The following is a 15,726-nucleotide window of genomic DNA, read 5'->3' as shown; positions in this document are numbered from 1 at the left end:
ATTGAATGGTAACCCTTTATTCAAGTGAATTTTAAATGCACTTATTGAGCTAAACGAAGTCTCAAAAGTGATTATAAATACAGATGCTCGCTCTATTCTGGCAGAACACGGATTGGTCGATTCAGATCGAGTTCAGATTCGCGATCGCAAACCAGAATTGTGTGGTGATTTCGTCAGCATGAACCGGATTCTGGCAGATGACATAGCAAATGAACCTGCCGATATTTACTTGATGACCCACACTACAAATCCCCTCCTCAGTGGGACAACAATTCGCAAGGCACTTCAGCAGTTTCTGGAGGCTAGGGCTAGGGGAACTGCTGATTCGCTATTTACAGTTAATCGCTTCCAAACTCGCTTCTACCGTCAAGATGGTTCTGCCATTAACCACAATCCCAATAACCTAATTAGAACTCAGGACTTGGAACCCTGGTACGAATAAAATTCTAATCTCTACATTTTTACACCTTTAAGCTTCGCTGCCACCCAAGCTAGGATTGGCAAGCAACCTATGATGTTTGAAACTCCTCCCTTAGAGTCGATTGATATTGACGATCAAGTGGACTGGCAAATGGCTGAAGCAGTTGCCCAGTATCTCTACCCTTCTTCTGTTGTACAAGCGGCATGAGCAATGAAAGTATTAATTACCTGTCCACCCATGTTAGGTTTGATGGATGAATTCAAACCACTTTTTGCAGCAAAAGCCATTGAAGTTGATTGTCCTCCAGTAGTGCAAACCCTATCCGTGGAAGAACTAAAGTCCCTCATTCCTCAGTATGACGGTTGGATTATTGGCGATGATCCTGCCACTCGCGAAGTGTTTGAGAACGGGAAATCTGGGAAGCTAAAAGCAGCAGTCAAGTGGGGTGTTGGGGTTGATAATGTGGACTTTACAGCAGCGAATGATAATGGTATCTTAGTAGCAAATACCCCTCGTATGTTTGGTGCGGAAGTAGCCGATATTGCCATGGGCTATGTAATTGCCCTAGCACGACAGACTTTCATGATTGACCGAGCCGTTAGAGCAGGAACATGGCTAAAACCAGCAGGCATTTCTCTAGGGGATAAGACGGTTGCTTTAGTTGGGTTTGGGGATATTGGGCGCAATACGGCGAAGCGGCTGTTAGCAGCTGACATGCGGGTAATTGCTTACGATCCTTATTTCCAAGCAGTGGAGGGATTAGAAGCAGTACAACCTGCTACTTGGCCCGCACGCTTGGAAGAAGCCGACTTGATTGTGCTGACCTGTGCGTTAACTAGTGAAAATCGTCATATGCTGAATTCAGAAACATTTGCTTTCGCAAAGCGAGGGGTGCGGGTGATCAATGTTGCCCGAGGTCCATTGATTGATGAAGCAGCATTGGTGGAGGCATTGTCCTCTGGACAGGTGCATTCGGCAGCCTTAGATGTTTTTGAAATGGAACCATTACCGGAAGCCTCTGCGCTACGGCCTTTTGAACAGTGTATTTTTGGCTCCCATAATGCTTCTAATACGGTGGATGCTGTGCGTCGTGCTAGTTATCAGGCAATGCATTTGCTATTTGATTTTCTTGGATGTGCTTAGGAATTGAATACGTGAAAACTGCTTTAATTACTGGAGCTGCGGGTGGCATTGGGCAAGCTTTGTGCCAGGTTTTTAAAGAAGCTAATCACTTTGTGATTGGTCTTGATGTAGTTTCAGCGGCTGCATCCTGCGATGTTATGATTGTCGGCAATTTGCAGAAAATGTGCAGTGATGCAGCTTATTGTTCAGAAATTGTTGAGCAAGTGCGATCGCACTTGCAAAGCAGAGGTTTGACTACCTTAATTAACAATGCAGCAGTGCAAATCCTCAAGCCCACAAACCAACTCACAGTAGAAGATTGGCATCAGACACTAGATGTTAATTTGGTAGCTCCTTTTGTGTTAACTCAGGCATTGCTGCCAGAGTTGGAACAAGCGGTCGGCTCAGTAGTAAATATTGCCAGTATTCACGCAAGCCTTACCAAGCCTGGGTTTGTGTGTTATGCAACCAGTAAGGCAGCTTTGGTGGGTTTAACCAAAAGTATGGCAGTGGATCTTAGGGAAAGAGTCCGGGTAAACGCGATTTGTCCAGCAGCAGTAGCGACACCAATGTTAATGGCTGGGTTTGAAGGGAAGAAGGAAGAGTTTGAGAACTTGTCTCAAATGCATCCTTTAGGGCGGATTGCAGAACCAGCAGAAGTAGCAAAAGTGGCATTGTTTCTATCTTTGCCTGAAGCAAGTTTCATAACTGGTGCAACTTTAAGCGTTGATGGTGGCATTGGAGGACGTTTACACGATCCTATATAGGTTAACAATAAAGATTTATCCGCATATCTAAAGCCCAAACTAGTTAACCAGCTAATTAACCCTTTTACGGCTGAATTGATTATGCTTCAAAAACAATTAGGAGTAGCAATAGATTCAATTGTTGAGTATCTTAATAATTACTCATATCCAGTGTACATTCAATGGTCTTTTAATGATTATAAGCGCCTTTTAAAATTTAAAAATCTTCATAAAAAAGAGGACTGTTTTATTATTGGCAATGGTCCTTACCTTAATAAAATTGATTTATCATTACTGAATAATTATTATACGTTTGGTTTAAACAAAATATACTTAATATTTGATAAAGTAAATTTAAATATTAGCTATCATGTTGCAGTAAACCATTTGGTTTTCGAGCAAAGCGCGAGATAGTTTTAAAAGTAAAACTGTCCATCTTTTTTATCAGCTATATCCGCTGATAATGTGGTAGATAAAAGGGATCATATTTCTAAAATTTTTACAGCAGGTAGTCCTTTCGTTTTTCAGACAGATGCATCGAAGTTAATTTGCGAAGGATACACTGTAACTTATGTAGCAATGCAGCTAGCATTCTATATGGGCTTTAAGAGAATTTTCTTGATAGGAGTCGATCATAACTTTACTGCTGTAGGTAATCCTAACGAAAAACAGTTCCTAAAAGGAGATGACCCAAACCATTTTACCCCTGGGGATTTTGGGAATAAAGAATGGCATCTGCCAGACCTAGAAGGCTCTGAATTAGCCTATCATATGGCTCGATTTAACTTTAATAGATCTGGTAGAGAGATTTATGATGCTACAGTTGATGGTAAACTACAAATTTTTCCAAAAATTACCTTTGAACAAGCTTTAGATATGTGTAAAAAAAAAGGTAGTGGTAAAGATGTAGTGATGTAGGCGTTGGTCTGGTCAAGGTAACGGGAGCTAAAATCACGAATTGTGTACCACTACCGTTTCGCCGAGTCGTTTTTCATCCCCCGCTAAAGTACACGGGCTTTCAAACTCCCGTCTTCTTTCAGGTAAGAATATTATAAGCGGACTTAATGGAATCAGCATGAACACCAATCTTACCTTTCTTGGTCTCGGCGTTATGGGTGGATATATGGCAGCCAATCTTGCCCGTAGTGATTACTCCACCAGTAATTACCCCACTATGGCTTGGAATCGCACCCCCGATCGTCCAGGAGTCAAGATTGCTGCTGATGCTGGAGCCAAGGTAGTCTCATCGATCCGGGAAGCCGTCGAGTCAGCTGACATAATTTTTTCTTGCTTGGGGGATGTCCCAGATGTGGAAGCGGTTATGCTGGGAGCTGAGGGAGTGGCTGAGTATGCCAAACCCGGTACCCTAATTGTGGATTTCACCACCATTGGACCAAATGCAGCCCAGGAAATCAGTGGGGAACTAAAGAAGCACAACCTACGTTTTCTCGATGCACCAGTTTCCGGTGGGGATATCGGAGCCAAAAATGGTACCCTAACAATTATGCTTGGAGGTGAGCAGACGGACTTCGAGCAGTGTAAACCCCTACTGGAAATTCTTGGCAAAACCATTCGCCTGTGTGGTCCGGTGGGCAGCGGTCAAGCAGTTAAACTGTGCAACCAGGTGCTTTGTTCTGTCCATATGGTAGCGCTATGCGAGGCAATGAAGTTGGCAGAACATCAAGGAATTGACCCTAATTTAGTTATTGAGGTTTGTAGCACAGGTGCTGCTGGGTCATGGGCGTTATCCAACTTAGGGCAACAAGTCGCTGAGTCTGACTTTGAGCCTGGTTTCATGATTAAGCACATGGTCAAAGACCTCAGGCTTGTACTCGAAAGCCTCCAGTCTTCTAGTCTGGATTTAGCTGGAGTTGAATTAGCTGACCGTCTTTTCAAAGTTGTTCAACAACTTGACACTGGTACAGGAGGTGAACAGGGAACTCAAGCAATGATCCGTGCTTACGGTGAACTCAGAAGCTGAAGGATGATGGATTTAGTTATACTGCTATCCACTTAAGCCGGGACAGTAGATTAGTTATTGGGAAATTGGTGATGGCTAGGAAAATCTGTCCTGCTTTAAGCTAGTAGCGGTGATACCAAGTATTTCTTGAGATTTTTCCAAGACTTGATCAGGGTCAAAGGGTTTAGTGAGGTACATATCTGTGCCGACTTCTTTACCCTTTTGTTTATCAAACTCTTGTCCCTTAGCCGTTAGCATGATCACATAAACATCGTTCATATACAGAACATTTTTGATCTGATTACAGACATCAAACCCACTCATTTTCGGCATCATTAAATCCAGAAATACCAGATTAGGTTGCTCTGACTTAACTTGCTCTAGAGCATCTTCACCATCCTCAGCGGTGAGTAATTCTACCCCTTCATCTTCCAGGTCTTCCAGGGTTTGCTCGATCAGTAGTCTCATATAAGGTTCATCATCAACGATCAAGATTTTTTTAGTCATAGAGCAGTCTGCTGGGTAAAGCATTACCTGTTTCTACACCAATTAATTTACTTGATCAAGTTAGCTATTCCGGATGCTTTGCTGCTAAGTTAGAGCATTTACGCATTTATTAATTAATGAAAAATAAGTATTCAAGCGGACAGGATGTGAGAGTAGCTGTAGCTAAAGTAGGACAAAAAAGTCCCCACACCAAATGGTAATGGGGACATACTGGAGTTGTTCTAGTTGCCGGAAGCTAATAATACCCTGTATAAAAACCTGATCAAGCCAACAGTCTTTTCAGTGTTTAAAACACAACCCTTGCATCTGAGGAAAACTTTTTTATAACACTACTTTAGAAGACTACAGCGGAATTGGTTCTGGTAAAGACGTCTATATCTAACCCCCTATTTAACACTGCAACTTCCGATCCATCAACCGATAAAAAGCCAGTGAAGGCATCGTAACTTACATCAGTGCTGCCTACAACTACGATCGCATCACTTCCTACCTCGAAGTCGAGGATAATATCCAAGTCTCCTTCTAAGAACTGATCTGCGAAAAACTCGTAGATATCGCTGCCGCCGCCACTGATCAGAACATCGGATCCTTCATTGCCAACAACAACATCATCTCCTAAGCCGCCTCGAACAATATCATCTCCCAGACCGCCGAAGACAAAGTCAGTTCCTCCAGCACCCATGATGTTATCGTCTCCTGCTCCAGCCATGAGTATATCTACTTCATCGCCGCCAGCTGCTACATCATTACCGTCGCCAAAAATAAAAATGTTAGTTTGATCTTCTTGTCCTACGGCGAATACACCTCCACCTTCTTGAGGGCTATCAAAAAACATTGCACCCTCAAAGTCGCTTATAAATAGCGGAGCTGTGCTACCTGGACTTAATGTTGCTGCCATTTAATTCTCTCCTTGTTTTAGCTTGAATTTTCTCTAACAGTTGATGTAGGGTGGGCAGTGCACCAGACAGATAATGAAGCTTGCAAAGCGCGTTGGTAGGCACTGCCCACCCTACGATTAATGACAATGGTGCAAGATCTCGGTTAATCACGTTGTATTCAGGTAAATCGTTAATTGTTAATGGTAGTTCATGGGAATTAATGGGAATTAATGGAAGTTACCATCAACAATTAACTATGAGTAAACAGTCTCAAATACTACCTGATTGGATGAGTGTTTAACCGGAATTGATATCAACTATAATTTTTTATAATTGAATAAAAATTATAAAAAATTATAAAAAAGTTAGACTTGCTTGATTAAAATCAAGTGTTATACGGAGCGATTATAAATTCTTATTCAAGGATAAAAATTATAAACAAATTAGACTTACTTGATTCAAATCAAGTTTTACACAGGTCATAGCTTGTCCGGTGAATCACTTCATATTCACGGCAATAGTTAATGCTTAATGGTTAATTGACTCTTGACAATTAACCATTTTCAATTTTTAATTTTCAATTTTTAATTTTCAATTAAGGTAATCAAACGCCTCTTACGAGTAATTGCTCCTGCTTTCTCCAGTTGCATCAAAGCTCGTGATACAGTTTCGGGAGTCAAACCTAGCTCAGCAGCAATTTCTTTGAAGGGTTGGTCTAAGCTGAGAACCGTTTGATTACGGAACTGAGCTAAGTAGTGTAGATATTGAAGTACCCGGTCGTGAGCAGTCCGAATTTCTCGCCACTCTAAACGGACTCTGAGGGAGTGAATGTGTCTAACCAAAATGGTCATGAAATTCTCTGCCAACTCAGGATAAAGGCAAAGGCTTGACAAAAGAAGTTGCTTGGGATAAACAATTACTCGTGAAGCTACCTTAGCAATTGCTGTGTAAGGATAGACCGTTGAGAAAAGAGCACTTTCAGCTAAGCTTTCACCGGCTCTAACCACCTGAAGTGTAACCATTTTCCCTGATTCAGTGTAGTGAACAAGTTTGAATCGCCCTGTTTCCACTACAAAAAAAGACGATGCGGAATTTCCCTGGTAGAATAGCTTCTGTTCAGCAACCAGATTCTGGAAGATGACACCCTGACTTAGAGCAGGGGGAAGGCTCTCAGGTTTCAATAGATTCATCAATAAGGCTTCTAGTACGGCAGGAGATGTGAATAGTTTAAGCAATCATTTTTGCCGATGTCTGTTGGAAAAGATCGCAAAAAATCAGAACTTGAACACAGAAAATGTCCCAGGCAGTAACTAGGAGCAGGAATATCGGAGGGTGCATCTCATAGTTGTAAAACAGAAGGGGAAGTGTGGGAAGTGTGGGAAGTGTGGGGCGGGGGCGCGGGAAGTGTGGGAAGTGTGGGAAGTGTGGGAATATTATTATAATTTTTGCCTAATTGCAACAGTGAGATGCAGCCCCTTAATAACACCCCCTAGAAGTATATTTACTACCTAAGTACTGATATAGCACTACGCATTAAGATTAGGACATTCCTAAACTCCGAAACTTAGTCATAGCTTACTTCTGACTTCTGACTTCTGACTTCTGACTTGCGCGTAGCGCTATAACAAGTAACAAGTAACAATTTATCTAAATACGAAATGATTAACTATCGGAGATATTAGGTAAACTGATCTGCTTTTAAATTGGTCATTCCCTGTTCCCTGTTCCCTGTTTCCTGTTCCCTTTGAGTAATTTAGATATCCCAAACTCAATGCTGAACATCGTATCAGTTAATCAGCTCAAATACATCTACTGTTTGCCGTTTTCCTTTGATTGAAACCTGACCCAATTCCCGATAGGTATACTGGTGCTTGGTCGCTTCATAGACACTACCACTGACGAGGATCTGACCCCCGTTGGCCATAGCTTGTAATCTGGCAGCGATATTGACTTCATCACCAATGGCTGTATAGTCCATATGCTGGGGAGAACCGATGTTTCCCACCACGACTTCTCCTGAACTAATCCCAATACCGGTTAGAAAATTCTCCCGGATCCAGGGGGTAGGCATAGTCTTAAGTTGATGTTGCATAGCAATAGCAGCTGCGATCGCTTGTCCCTGATTATCCTTTAGCTTAGAGGGCGCACCAAACATAGCCACAATCATATCCCCCACAAATTTATTGACTGTTCCCTCATGGCTGAAGATGACATCCACCATGGAGGTAAAATATTCGTTCAGGTATTCAACAATTTTATGGGCTTCTAATTCTTCACACCGAGTTGTGAAATTCCGAATATCAGAGAACAATATAGTAATAGGCTTCTTGGCTGGAGTCAGGGAGATATTGCCCTTGGCATCAATAATAGCTTGGACAAGTTGGGAAGGAATATAGCGTTCCAGTCGGCTTTTAATCCGCTCCTCCTGTAGTTTATTTCTATGGAGCAAGGCATTTTCAATAGCTCCTGCTGCTTGAGCTCCAAGAATCGTTAAAAATTTCAAGTCTTGAGCTGTATAATTAACCGGTTTCTCACTACAAAAGTTAATCACCCCCAGCAGACCCTTTTGGGTTTTTAGAGGAGCACAAACCAGAGAGTTGATGGACTTCACAGTAGCAATAAACCTGGTATCATCTTGAACCTGATTTACAATCTCAGCCTTACCAATTCCTAACCCATTCTTGGTCTTACTATTGCTCAGCTGAAAAAATTCTGTTGGATTATACTGTTTGCCAAAGGCTGAGATTATATCTAGTTGCTCAGTTTCGTAATTAATTAACAAGACTGAACCACAATCTCCTGGAATCAGTCTTCTCGCTTCATCCAGGAAAAGCTGAGCAATAGCGGACAGCTCTAAACAGGATGGAATCCGTTCCGAAACTCTATAGAGTAAATTAATTTCTCGGTATTGATCTAAGATAGCACTGCCTAGATCTTTTTTTTCTAATTCTTGATTAGCCAAATAATTCAGGAGTTCTTTAATTGCGATCGCTTTCTGATCACCCTTGACCCAGCCAATCACCTGACCTCTTGCTTCAACGGGATATTTATTAGCTAAGTTACAACGTCCCAATACCGGAATTTTCCTAGGATTATCCAACAGCAACTTTCCGTGGACATCCTCAATCTGGACAGCGGTGTCTATGGCGTCAATCAGTTGACTTATGACCCCTAGCGCTTTTGGCTTAGAAATAATTTTTTTGAGACTGACAGATGCCATACTTTGTGGTAATATTATAAGTTGGCTTAAAAGTATCGATTCAAATTACTCCTCACCCGTTCCTCTCGAAGCATATTTTCATAGAGGATAGCATTAGATATGGCTGATGTGGCTTGAGATGCTAAAGCACTGATCAATTTCAAATCCCTGGCTGTATAGTCTACAGGTTGTTCACTACTGAGCTGAATCACACCAATTACCTGATCTTTGGTCTTGAGTGGGACACACATTAGGGAACTGATCGGATAATCAGATGGCACAAACCTGGGATCCGATGAGACATCGTTAACGATTTCTCCTACACCAGTCATAATCACACTGCGAACAATACCTGCTATCGATTGCTTCTGGGGTCTATACCCCATTTTTGGCTCAAAGCTAGCGAGTACTTCCAGTTGGGATTGGTCTTGGTCTAGCAAAAAGAGAAATCCCCGATTTACTGGAATTAATTCCCTAGTTTGATTAATCACAATTTGAGCAACGTCTTGAGGCATTAAGTTGGCAGTTAATTTCCCCGATAGATTGTAGAGTAAGTTTATTTCTCGATAGTTATCTAAGGTTTCTATAGCAATTGATCGGCGTTCTAGTTCTTGATTGGCTAAATAATTGATTAGAGCGGCAATAGGACGAGCATTCTCTCCTCCTCTAACCCACCCTAAAGTAGTTCCTTTCAGGTCTATCTTGTATTTTCCAGATGAATCATCAGGCTCATCTCCGAATAACAGTTGCTCATCAATGTCTTGAATACTAATATCTCCTCCCAGGGAAGTTATCAGGTTATTGAGCAGTGACGAGATGTCTTTTTTGGCAATTATTTTTTTAAGTTTAATAGCGGCCATGCATGTATTAGTTTAGTATTAATAATCTAATAAAATAAAAAATGTCGTGGCTAATTTATGTTCAAAACGCACATTTTTAACCAACGATTGTTCTTTCACAATCCCTGAGTTAACCAGAATCATGTCAGGTTTTAAGGAAATTGCCTTAGAAATACAATCTTGCCCATTGCTGGCAGAAATTATACCGATTCCTCTTTTCCGTAATGCCTGAGTAATCATTTCAGCTTGAGGGAGATTTTCCTCCACTATCAAAACTTGCTTAGTCGGCTTTTCTTGAGAGGTCAGTCGAACAACCTCTTTGAGCAGTTCTTCGAGATTAATCGGTTTGCTCAAACATCGCTCAACTCCTAGAGCATTTTGCTCTTCAGTGATGGACAAAATGATAATCGGAATATCCATACTGTGCAAGTCATTTTTAACCACCGCTGCTGTCTCAAACCCATTCATTCTGGGCATCACTACATCCAAGATAATTAGGTCAGGACGTTCTTGTTTGATCTGTTCAATTGCGTCCCAACCATCTTTTGCTTCCTGAATTCTGTAACCTTCTGCTCTAAGATGCTGCTTGAGTAGTTCTCGAATCGGAGCTTCATCATCCACAATCAAAATGGTTTTATTCCTGGAATTTATGGTAATTGTTGAGGTGGTCATAGATGACTTTAGTTGAGTGAGCAGGGTTTCAGCAGCTATGGTTTTTACTCCAGGTTCAGACTCAACCGGGATGGGTAACCTAAAGGAGAAGTTACTCCCTTTGCCCAGTTCGCTTTCGACCCAAATTTGTCCTCCATGATGTTCCACAATTTCCTTACAAATAGGGAGTCCTAACCCGGTACCTTGAGGTTTGTCAGTTAGAGTATTACCCGCCTGTTTGAATTTTTCAAAGATCAGGGCCTGCTCCGCTTCAGAAATGCCTATACCGCTATCAATGATACTAACGGTAATCTCTGAACTAGTTCGCATTACTTTACAGTAGACAAACCCTTTATCTGTAAACTTAGCTGCATTAGAGATTAGATTAATCACCACCTGAATTAGTCGGTCTCGGTCACCAATTATCTGAGGTAAGCCCTCGTCTATACTCTTAATTAATTCCACATCATTCTGTTCAAACAGAGCAGTCGTAGCAATGATTGATCGTTCTAGGACATCTACAACTGAGAGGGGTTGCATTTTCCACTCTACTCGACCAGCTTCTAGCTTAGCCAGATCCAGGACATCATTGATCAAAGCTTTGAGACGCTCCCCTTCGGAGATAATGATGTTAACATTTTCTGACACTTGCTTCAGGGTGCGCTGAATCTTGTGGTCATTGGTAGGAATTAAGGGAAATAGGGTTTTTTCCAGTTTTTTCTGAATCAGTTTGGCAAAACCCATTACTGAGGTTAGAGGAGTCCTCAATTCATGGGAAACTGTGGAAATAAAGTCTGTTTTCATCCGGTCTACTTCTTTTTCAAAGGTAATATCTCGGATCAGAATGACCGAACCCATAAAGCCGTCCTGACTATCAGGGTTATCTGTCGCCTTAGTATCTTTTAGAATAGCAGTGGCTACGGCTTTGCCAATCCGTTGATTGGTCAGTTCTACTTCAGCGGTAAAGACTTGTTGAGGGTTAGTCTTGGTAAGAGTGACTAGGTTTGCGATCGCATTCCCCAACACTCCCTGACACCCTTGACCGATTAACTCGATTTCCCCCAAATCAAACAAGCTCACCAAAGCTGGATTGATGCGAGTAATTTTGCCCTTGGTATCTGTTACCAGTAATCCATCTGCTAAGCTTCTAATCATCGCATCCACGTAAGCCAGAGTATGCTGTAATTGAGTCGTGGTGGTTTTGAGACACTGAGCTTGTTCACTGACAATTCTGTACTGTTCTTGAGTAGTGGTGTATAAATCTGCCTGGTTGATGGCGATCGCTAACTGATTGCTCACCGCTTGTAGTAGCTCCAATTCCAAATCACTACAGCTCCAAGGCTTGCGGCGCATACAAATTAAATAGCCAGGAGGATGCAACCCCCGAATCATGACTGGTAACGCCAGATAGTTCCCTGTCTGGGAGTAAATGAGTTGATCACCACTATCATGGAAGTGAACCATCTGTCCTTGGCTTAGGCGATCGCATAAATCATGACAAGATTCGATAGATATTAATCCCACTTGGGACGGTAAATCAGCTTTTCGATGTTCACACAGAATTTCCAAGCATTGTTGGTCTTGGTGATACCAGCCAAAAGTCACTCGCTCGAGACGCAAGAGGGTAGCAATTTCATTGACAGTAGTTTGCACAGTTGTTTCCAAATCCAGAGATTCACGAATACGAGTAGTCAGCCGATTCAGCAGCGCCTCCTGCTGAGCTCTAGCGTTGGCCTGCTCGAAAGTTTGAATCTGTAGTAAAGCAATAACCATGGCGATGATCAGCATCACTCCCAACACCGATGCCAACAGATTGAGAGAATTGAGTTGTCGCTCCACATTAGCCCGGGGAATCACCAAAGCCACAGACCAATCAGCCTTTTGCAGAGGAGCATAGGCAACATACACCCACTGACCATCCAGTTCCAGTAGCCTTACCGACTCTTGCGGGTTGGCTATTTTCCTAGCCTCCATCATCTCTTGAGCAATTTGCTTTAGATTGGGGTTAGGGGAGTCTAAAAAACTCCTACCAAATTGAATTACCTTTGGATCTTGATGGGCAATGGGTACTCCTTTCGAGTCCAAAGCAAAGGCATAACTCCCTTCTCCCAAAGTAGTATTGGTAATTACCTCTGACACTCGGTCTAAGGAAACCGGTCCAGCAAATTCTCCTATGGGGAAAGACAATAGACCAGGCAACTTTCCTGGTTTTGGCTGGTAAGTATCCCCGAGTTCCACATTCTCGTTGGTTAGGTTGGGCAAAGCCAGTTTTTCTGGAATAATTTCCGTGTCATTTTTGGGGGGAACTGACCAGATAGGAGCTGCAATATTGACTTGGCGAATAGCAGTAGAACGAGAGACTACCGGATTATCCACAAAGGTTTCTCCTTGCATGGCTCGTTGAAAGTGAGTGCGATCGCTAAGATTCTTCCCCTCAATAAAACCTGCACGAGTGGTGTAGTAAGAGCCATTTCCCTTAGCCATGACAAACATATGAAAATCGGGCAATCGTTCTTGCTCGAGTTGCAGATAGGGTCGGGCAACCTCCCAGTCCAAAGACCGAACTTGGGGAGTATTCGCAATTGTTTCCACCTTCGCCATCAGAACCGCCAACCATTCATCAATTTGATGTCCCGCCATCTTGACCTTCAATTCAGCATTATCCTTCAGACTCTCAAGAATCAGACTCCGAACCACCCAATAACTGGTGAAAGCTGCTGTTCCCACTAGCGCAATGGTGCCACTAATTAACAACCGGGGAACAGAACGCCTTGGTTGCCATAGGGATTGATAACTATTGTGCTTAAGCCACCACTGGCGTCTAAACCAAGTTCCCATATCTCTTATGCAAAATCCTTCCTGTTGTTCCTGAGAAACTTCAGCAGCTTTGGCCTGGGGTTGGGCTAGGATAGTGGGGTCGGAGCAACTGGTGTCCACCTCTGATGCTAAAGGAATACCGCTCACCTGACAGTACCCGTGTGGGTAAACCTTGAGTGGGGAATTATCCGGAGGTGAGTTTCTCTGGGAACTAGCATTAAAACGATTAAGTCTCACTGTTCCGAAGATAGTCCTTAGGCTGGGTTGCCTACTGGTGGGATAAGATGACCATTGTTTACCTCCCCTTTCTCCCCTGATGCCCTCTGTTCCCCCTCTTGCATCGGAGTACAAATTATCCCTATTGTGGACAATACCCCAATCACTTCCAGGCTGGGGATTGACCTGGGTAGAGTACCTACCCTGCCTTCTTGGGTACAGTGCTTCTGGCTGATTGTCTCCCCGCCAATCCAGATAACCTTGTAGCAGTTGCCGCAACAGTTCCATACCATTGATCCAGAGGTTTTCTTCTATCTGGTAATAGGTGAGACGGTGCGCTTCCTCAGAACAGAGCCAATTAAGAATTTCTTCAAAGTACTCACGAGCCTGGAGAAATGGATTGAGCTGAGTGTATTCAGATGTTTCCATAATAAAATCGGATATAGCTTTGATATGATCTCGCCTAATCTCTACCAGGAAAATTATAGTCAGTCCGGGTAATTTTTTTTTTAGTGGTTAGTCGTTAGTGGTTAGTCGTTAGATCAAGTCCGGTTAATCACTTACTAAATAGTTCCTGTTTTGGAAATGGGCAATCGGTAATTGATAATCGTAAACTACCAAGTACCAATTACCAAGTACCAATTCCCCGAGAAGAGATATGATAATTAGTCAAACCCATTGGGTATAATCGGTAATTTTTCCGTAATTATGAATTCAAACTTACGAATTATAAGTGTTCTTACGGTTGAGTTGTGGTTCTGTTATTTGATGAACTTAAAATAGGGCATACATACTAACTAATACCAATTTAATTTATTCGAGCTACAGATGCTGAACAGGTGTAGGTTATTCGGTTAGTCGGTTAGCCGGTGCTCGGGTTATCTTCTGAACCTTGGCCTTTCGGCCACGCTACGCGAACAACCTACCCTACAAGGGACCCTATCCGGCGAACAAGCAAATTAATGTGTAGCAATAGTTTTTTAAATTGGCATAATCGATTGTAATCCATGGACAATTTTAAACTGTAATATAACAACACTTTAAAATTAATTGACTAGTTATTTTTTTTTAAATTTATTGCTTTTTTGAATAGTTATAATTTCCAAAAATCACCATCATAACCTACCACATTAATCGAAAAAATATATGCACAAATACTCTTAATATAGTATTTTATTTGATAAACCAATTCAGCCAATACCACTCAAATTAGAACTAAACAAAGAAAAGGTAAAACTGGGCAAGACGCTTTTTCATGACCCCCAACTGTCACAGGATAACACTATCTCCTGTGCTAGCTGCCACAATCTAAATACCGGTGGTACAGACCAAATAGTGCGTTCAATTGGGATCAAGAATAGGATTGGCTTGATTAATGCACCCACAGTCTTCAAAATCTGATCAGCAATGCCATTAAATTTCAAGCACCAGGGAAATCCCCCCAAGTCAAGGTTTCAGTAAAGCCCGTAGACAACAGTGATGTTTGTGGTGGGGAAGACAGGGGGATGCTCGAATCCAGGGACAGTGAGCATGGGATATTGCCAGAGGTAGGAAGAGTTTCTAGTATCAATGCAACTGGGTTTCAGGAGAATGGGCGGAATAGTTTGGAGCATGGTGGTAACTACTGGCTGTTTGGGGTGCATGACAATGGCATTGGCATGGAACCCGATCAGCGATCGCATATCTTTGAGATATTTCAGCGTCTGCACAGCAATAAAGACTATCCTGGCACTGGTATTGGTCTAGCCACCTGCAAGAAGATTGTGGAAAATCACGGGGGACAGATTGGGGTAGAGTCTGAGCCTGGAGTGGGAAGTACGTTTTACTTTACCCTTCCTGCACAACACTGAACACTAAGCACTGAACACTAAGCTTTGCAATCATCTTATTCTTCCAAGGCGAGTAACAAGGGGATTAACATGGCAAGAACACAACTTGGTATAAGCAACCCCCAGAAATTATGGCGTTGCGTCAGTCTTTGAATGAATAGGAGTAGAGTGGGCATCCTGCCCGCCCGAAAATAAGCATGAAACTGGCAAGATGCCAGTTCCACCAAGATGCCTATTCCACCTCACTCTTAAAATCATTCCATTATTAAGGAACCCCCGGAAATTATCGGTATTTAATCGAATATGATACTATAGGAAAAACTTTTTCCTGATCGGTGTAATAGCTTGTAGGAAACGGTATCGCCTTGAAATTTTAAAGCTCTCTAATCTCCTTTCTATAAAAGATATTAGAGAGCTGATTATCGCGTCATGGCTAATCGTTAATTGGACGACCATTACCCATTACCAAAAGCGAATAAAAATTTGTGGCAGACATCCGGGAGAATTGAGTTCAGTTTTATCCCATAGTATTCATACATGG

The 15,726-nt window shown here is 42.3% G+C and carries 15 protein-coding genes; 8 read left to right on the top strand and 7 right to left on the bottom strand.

Annotated features, from left to right (window positions below):
* Nucleotides 1-28: 28 nt before the first annotated feature.
* The 6 genes from F6K49_RS17170 (at nt 29) to F6K49_RS17145 (ending at nt 4,270) form a co-directional block, all read left to right on the top strand.
* Nucleotides 29-442, top strand: a complete 414-nt coding sequence (locus F6K49_RS17170) for a hypothetical protein (protein WP_364300882.1) — start codon at nt 29-31, stop codon at nt 440-442.
* A 189-nt stretch (nt 443-631) separates the two neighbouring features.
* Nucleotides 632-1,564 (top strand): phosphoglycerate dehydrogenase, encoded by a 933-nt coding sequence (locus F6K49_RS17165; protein ID WP_293064210.1) that lies wholly within the window; start codon nt 632-634, stop codon nt 1,562-1,564.
* Nucleotides 1,565-1,575: 11 nt separating this feature from the next.
* Nucleotides 1,576-2,310 (top strand): SDR family oxidoreductase, encoded by a 735-nt coding sequence (locus tag F6K49_RS17160; protein WP_198954210.1) that lies wholly within the window; start codon nt 1,576-1,578, stop codon nt 2,308-2,310.
* Nucleotides 2,311-2,391: 81 nt separating this feature from the next.
* A complete protein-coding gene (locus tag F6K49_RS17155; RefSeq protein WP_293098535.1) occupies nt 2,392-2,703 on the top strand; it encodes a hypothetical protein in 312 nt (103 codons plus the stop codon).
* Between the two features lie 51 nt (nt 2,704-2,754).
* Nucleotides 2,755-3,207 (top strand): hypothetical protein, encoded by a 453-nt coding sequence (locus tag F6K49_RS17150; protein ID WP_293064205.1) that lies wholly within the window; start codon nt 2,755-2,757, stop codon nt 3,205-3,207.
* Nucleotides 3,208-3,364: 157 nt separating this feature from the next.
* On the top strand, nt 3,365-4,270 hold the full coding sequence (locus tag F6K49_RS17145; protein WP_293064202.1) for an NAD(P)-dependent oxidoreductase: 906 nt from the start codon (nt 3,365-3,367) through the stop codon (nt 4,268-4,270).
* Between the two features lie 75 nt (nt 4,271-4,345).
* Here F6K49_RS17145 and F6K49_RS17140 read toward each other — a convergent pair whose 3' ends face one another.
* From F6K49_RS17140 to F6K49_RS17115, 6 genes are all read right to left on the bottom strand, one after another.
* Nucleotides 4,346-4,756, bottom strand: a complete 411-nt coding sequence (locus F6K49_RS17140; RefSeq protein ID WP_293041633.1) for a response regulator — start codon at nt 4,754-4,756, stop codon at nt 4,346-4,348.
* A 334-nt stretch (nt 4,757-5,090) separates the two neighbouring features.
* A complete protein-coding gene (locus F6K49_RS17135; protein WP_293017592.1) occupies nt 5,091-5,654 on the bottom strand; it encodes a calcium-binding protein in 564 nt (187 codons plus the stop codon).
* A 564-nt stretch (nt 5,655-6,218) separates the two neighbouring features.
* On the bottom strand, nt 6,219-6,869 hold the full coding sequence (locus F6K49_RS17130) for a Crp/Fnr family transcriptional regulator (protein WP_293080451.1): 651 nt from the start codon (nt 6,867-6,869) through the stop codon (nt 6,219-6,221).
* Nucleotides 6,870-7,420: 551 nt separating this feature from the next.
* Complete coding sequence (locus tag F6K49_RS17125; protein ID WP_293080448.1) at nt 7,421-8,854, bottom strand: adenylate/guanylate cyclase domain-containing protein; 1,434 nt, start codon at nt 8,852-8,854, stop codon at nt 7,421-7,423.
* Between the two features lie 26 nt (nt 8,855-8,880).
* A complete protein-coding gene (locus F6K49_RS17120) occupies nt 8,881-9,693 on the bottom strand; it encodes a GAF domain-containing protein (protein ID WP_293098528.1) in 813 nt (270 codons plus the stop codon).
* 18 nt (nt 9,694-9,711) lie between these two features.
* Nucleotides 9,712-13,785 carry an ATP-binding protein gene (locus tag F6K49_RS17115; RefSeq protein ID WP_293098525.1) on the bottom strand — a complete coding sequence of 1,358 codons (4,074 nt, stop codon included), beginning with the start codon at nt 13,783-13,785 and terminating at the stop codon, nt 9,712-9,714.
* Between the two features lie 741 nt (nt 13,786-14,526).
* On the opposite strand from F6K49_RS17115, the gene F6K49_RS53415 reads away from it, so the two are divergent.
* Complete coding sequence (locus tag F6K49_RS53415; RefSeq protein ID WP_366514197.1) at nt 14,527-14,757, top strand: cytochrome-c peroxidase; 231 nt, start codon at nt 14,527-14,529, stop codon at nt 14,755-14,757.
* A gap of 104 nt (nt 14,758-14,861) precedes the next feature.
* The gene (locus F6K49_RS17110; protein ID WP_293017601.1) at nt 14,862-15,206 is read left to right on the top strand and encodes an ATP-binding protein; all 345 of its coding nucleotides are present in this window, start codon (nt 14,862-14,864) and stop codon (nt 15,204-15,206) included.
* A gap of 35 nt (nt 15,207-15,241) precedes the next feature.
* Here F6K49_RS17110 and F6K49_RS17105 read toward each other — a convergent pair whose 3' ends face one another.
* A complete protein-coding gene (locus F6K49_RS17105; RefSeq protein WP_293017603.1) occupies nt 15,242-15,412 on the bottom strand; it encodes a hypothetical protein in 171 nt (56 codons plus the stop codon).
* Nucleotides 15,413-15,726: the final 314 nt, after the last annotated feature.

This window comes from Moorena sp. SIO3I6 (assembly GCF_010672095.1).
This window is presented reverse-complemented; position numbering and strand designations above follow the sequence as displayed.

Coding starts and splice junctions, on each gene's coding strand:
- F6K49_RS17165 (WP_293064210.1), top strand. CDS start 632: ATGAAAGTATTAATTACCTGTCCACCCATGTTAGGTTTGATGGATGAA.
- F6K49_RS17155 (WP_293098535.1), top strand. CDS start 2,392: ATGCTTCAAAAACAATTAGGAGTAGCAATAGATTCAATTGTTGAGTAT.
- F6K49_RS17145 (WP_293064202.1), top strand. CDS start 3,365: ATGAACACCAATCTTACCTTTCTTGGTCTCGGCGTTATGGGTGGATAT.
- F6K49_RS17140 (WP_293041633.1), bottom strand. CDS start 4,756: ATGACTAAAAAAATCTTGATCGTTGATGATGAACCTTATATGAGACTA.
- F6K49_RS17135 (WP_293017592.1), bottom strand. CDS start 5,654: ATGGCAGCAACATTAAGTCCAGGTAGCACAGCTCCGCTATTTATAAGC.
- F6K49_RS17125 (WP_293080448.1), bottom strand. CDS start 8,854: ATGGCATCTGTCAGTCTCAAAAAAATTATTTCTAAGCCAAAAGCGCTA.
- F6K49_RS17120 (WP_293098528.1), bottom strand. CDS start 9,693: ATGGCCGCTATTAAACTTAAAAAAATAATTGCCAAAAAAGACATCTCG.
- F6K49_RS17115 (WP_293098525.1), bottom strand. CDS start 13,785: ATGGAAACATCTGAATACACTCAGCTCAATCCATTTCTCCAGGCTCGT.
- F6K49_RS17110 (WP_293017601.1), top strand. CDS start 14,862: ATGCTCGAATCCAGGGACAGTGAGCATGGGATATTGCCAGAGGTAGGA.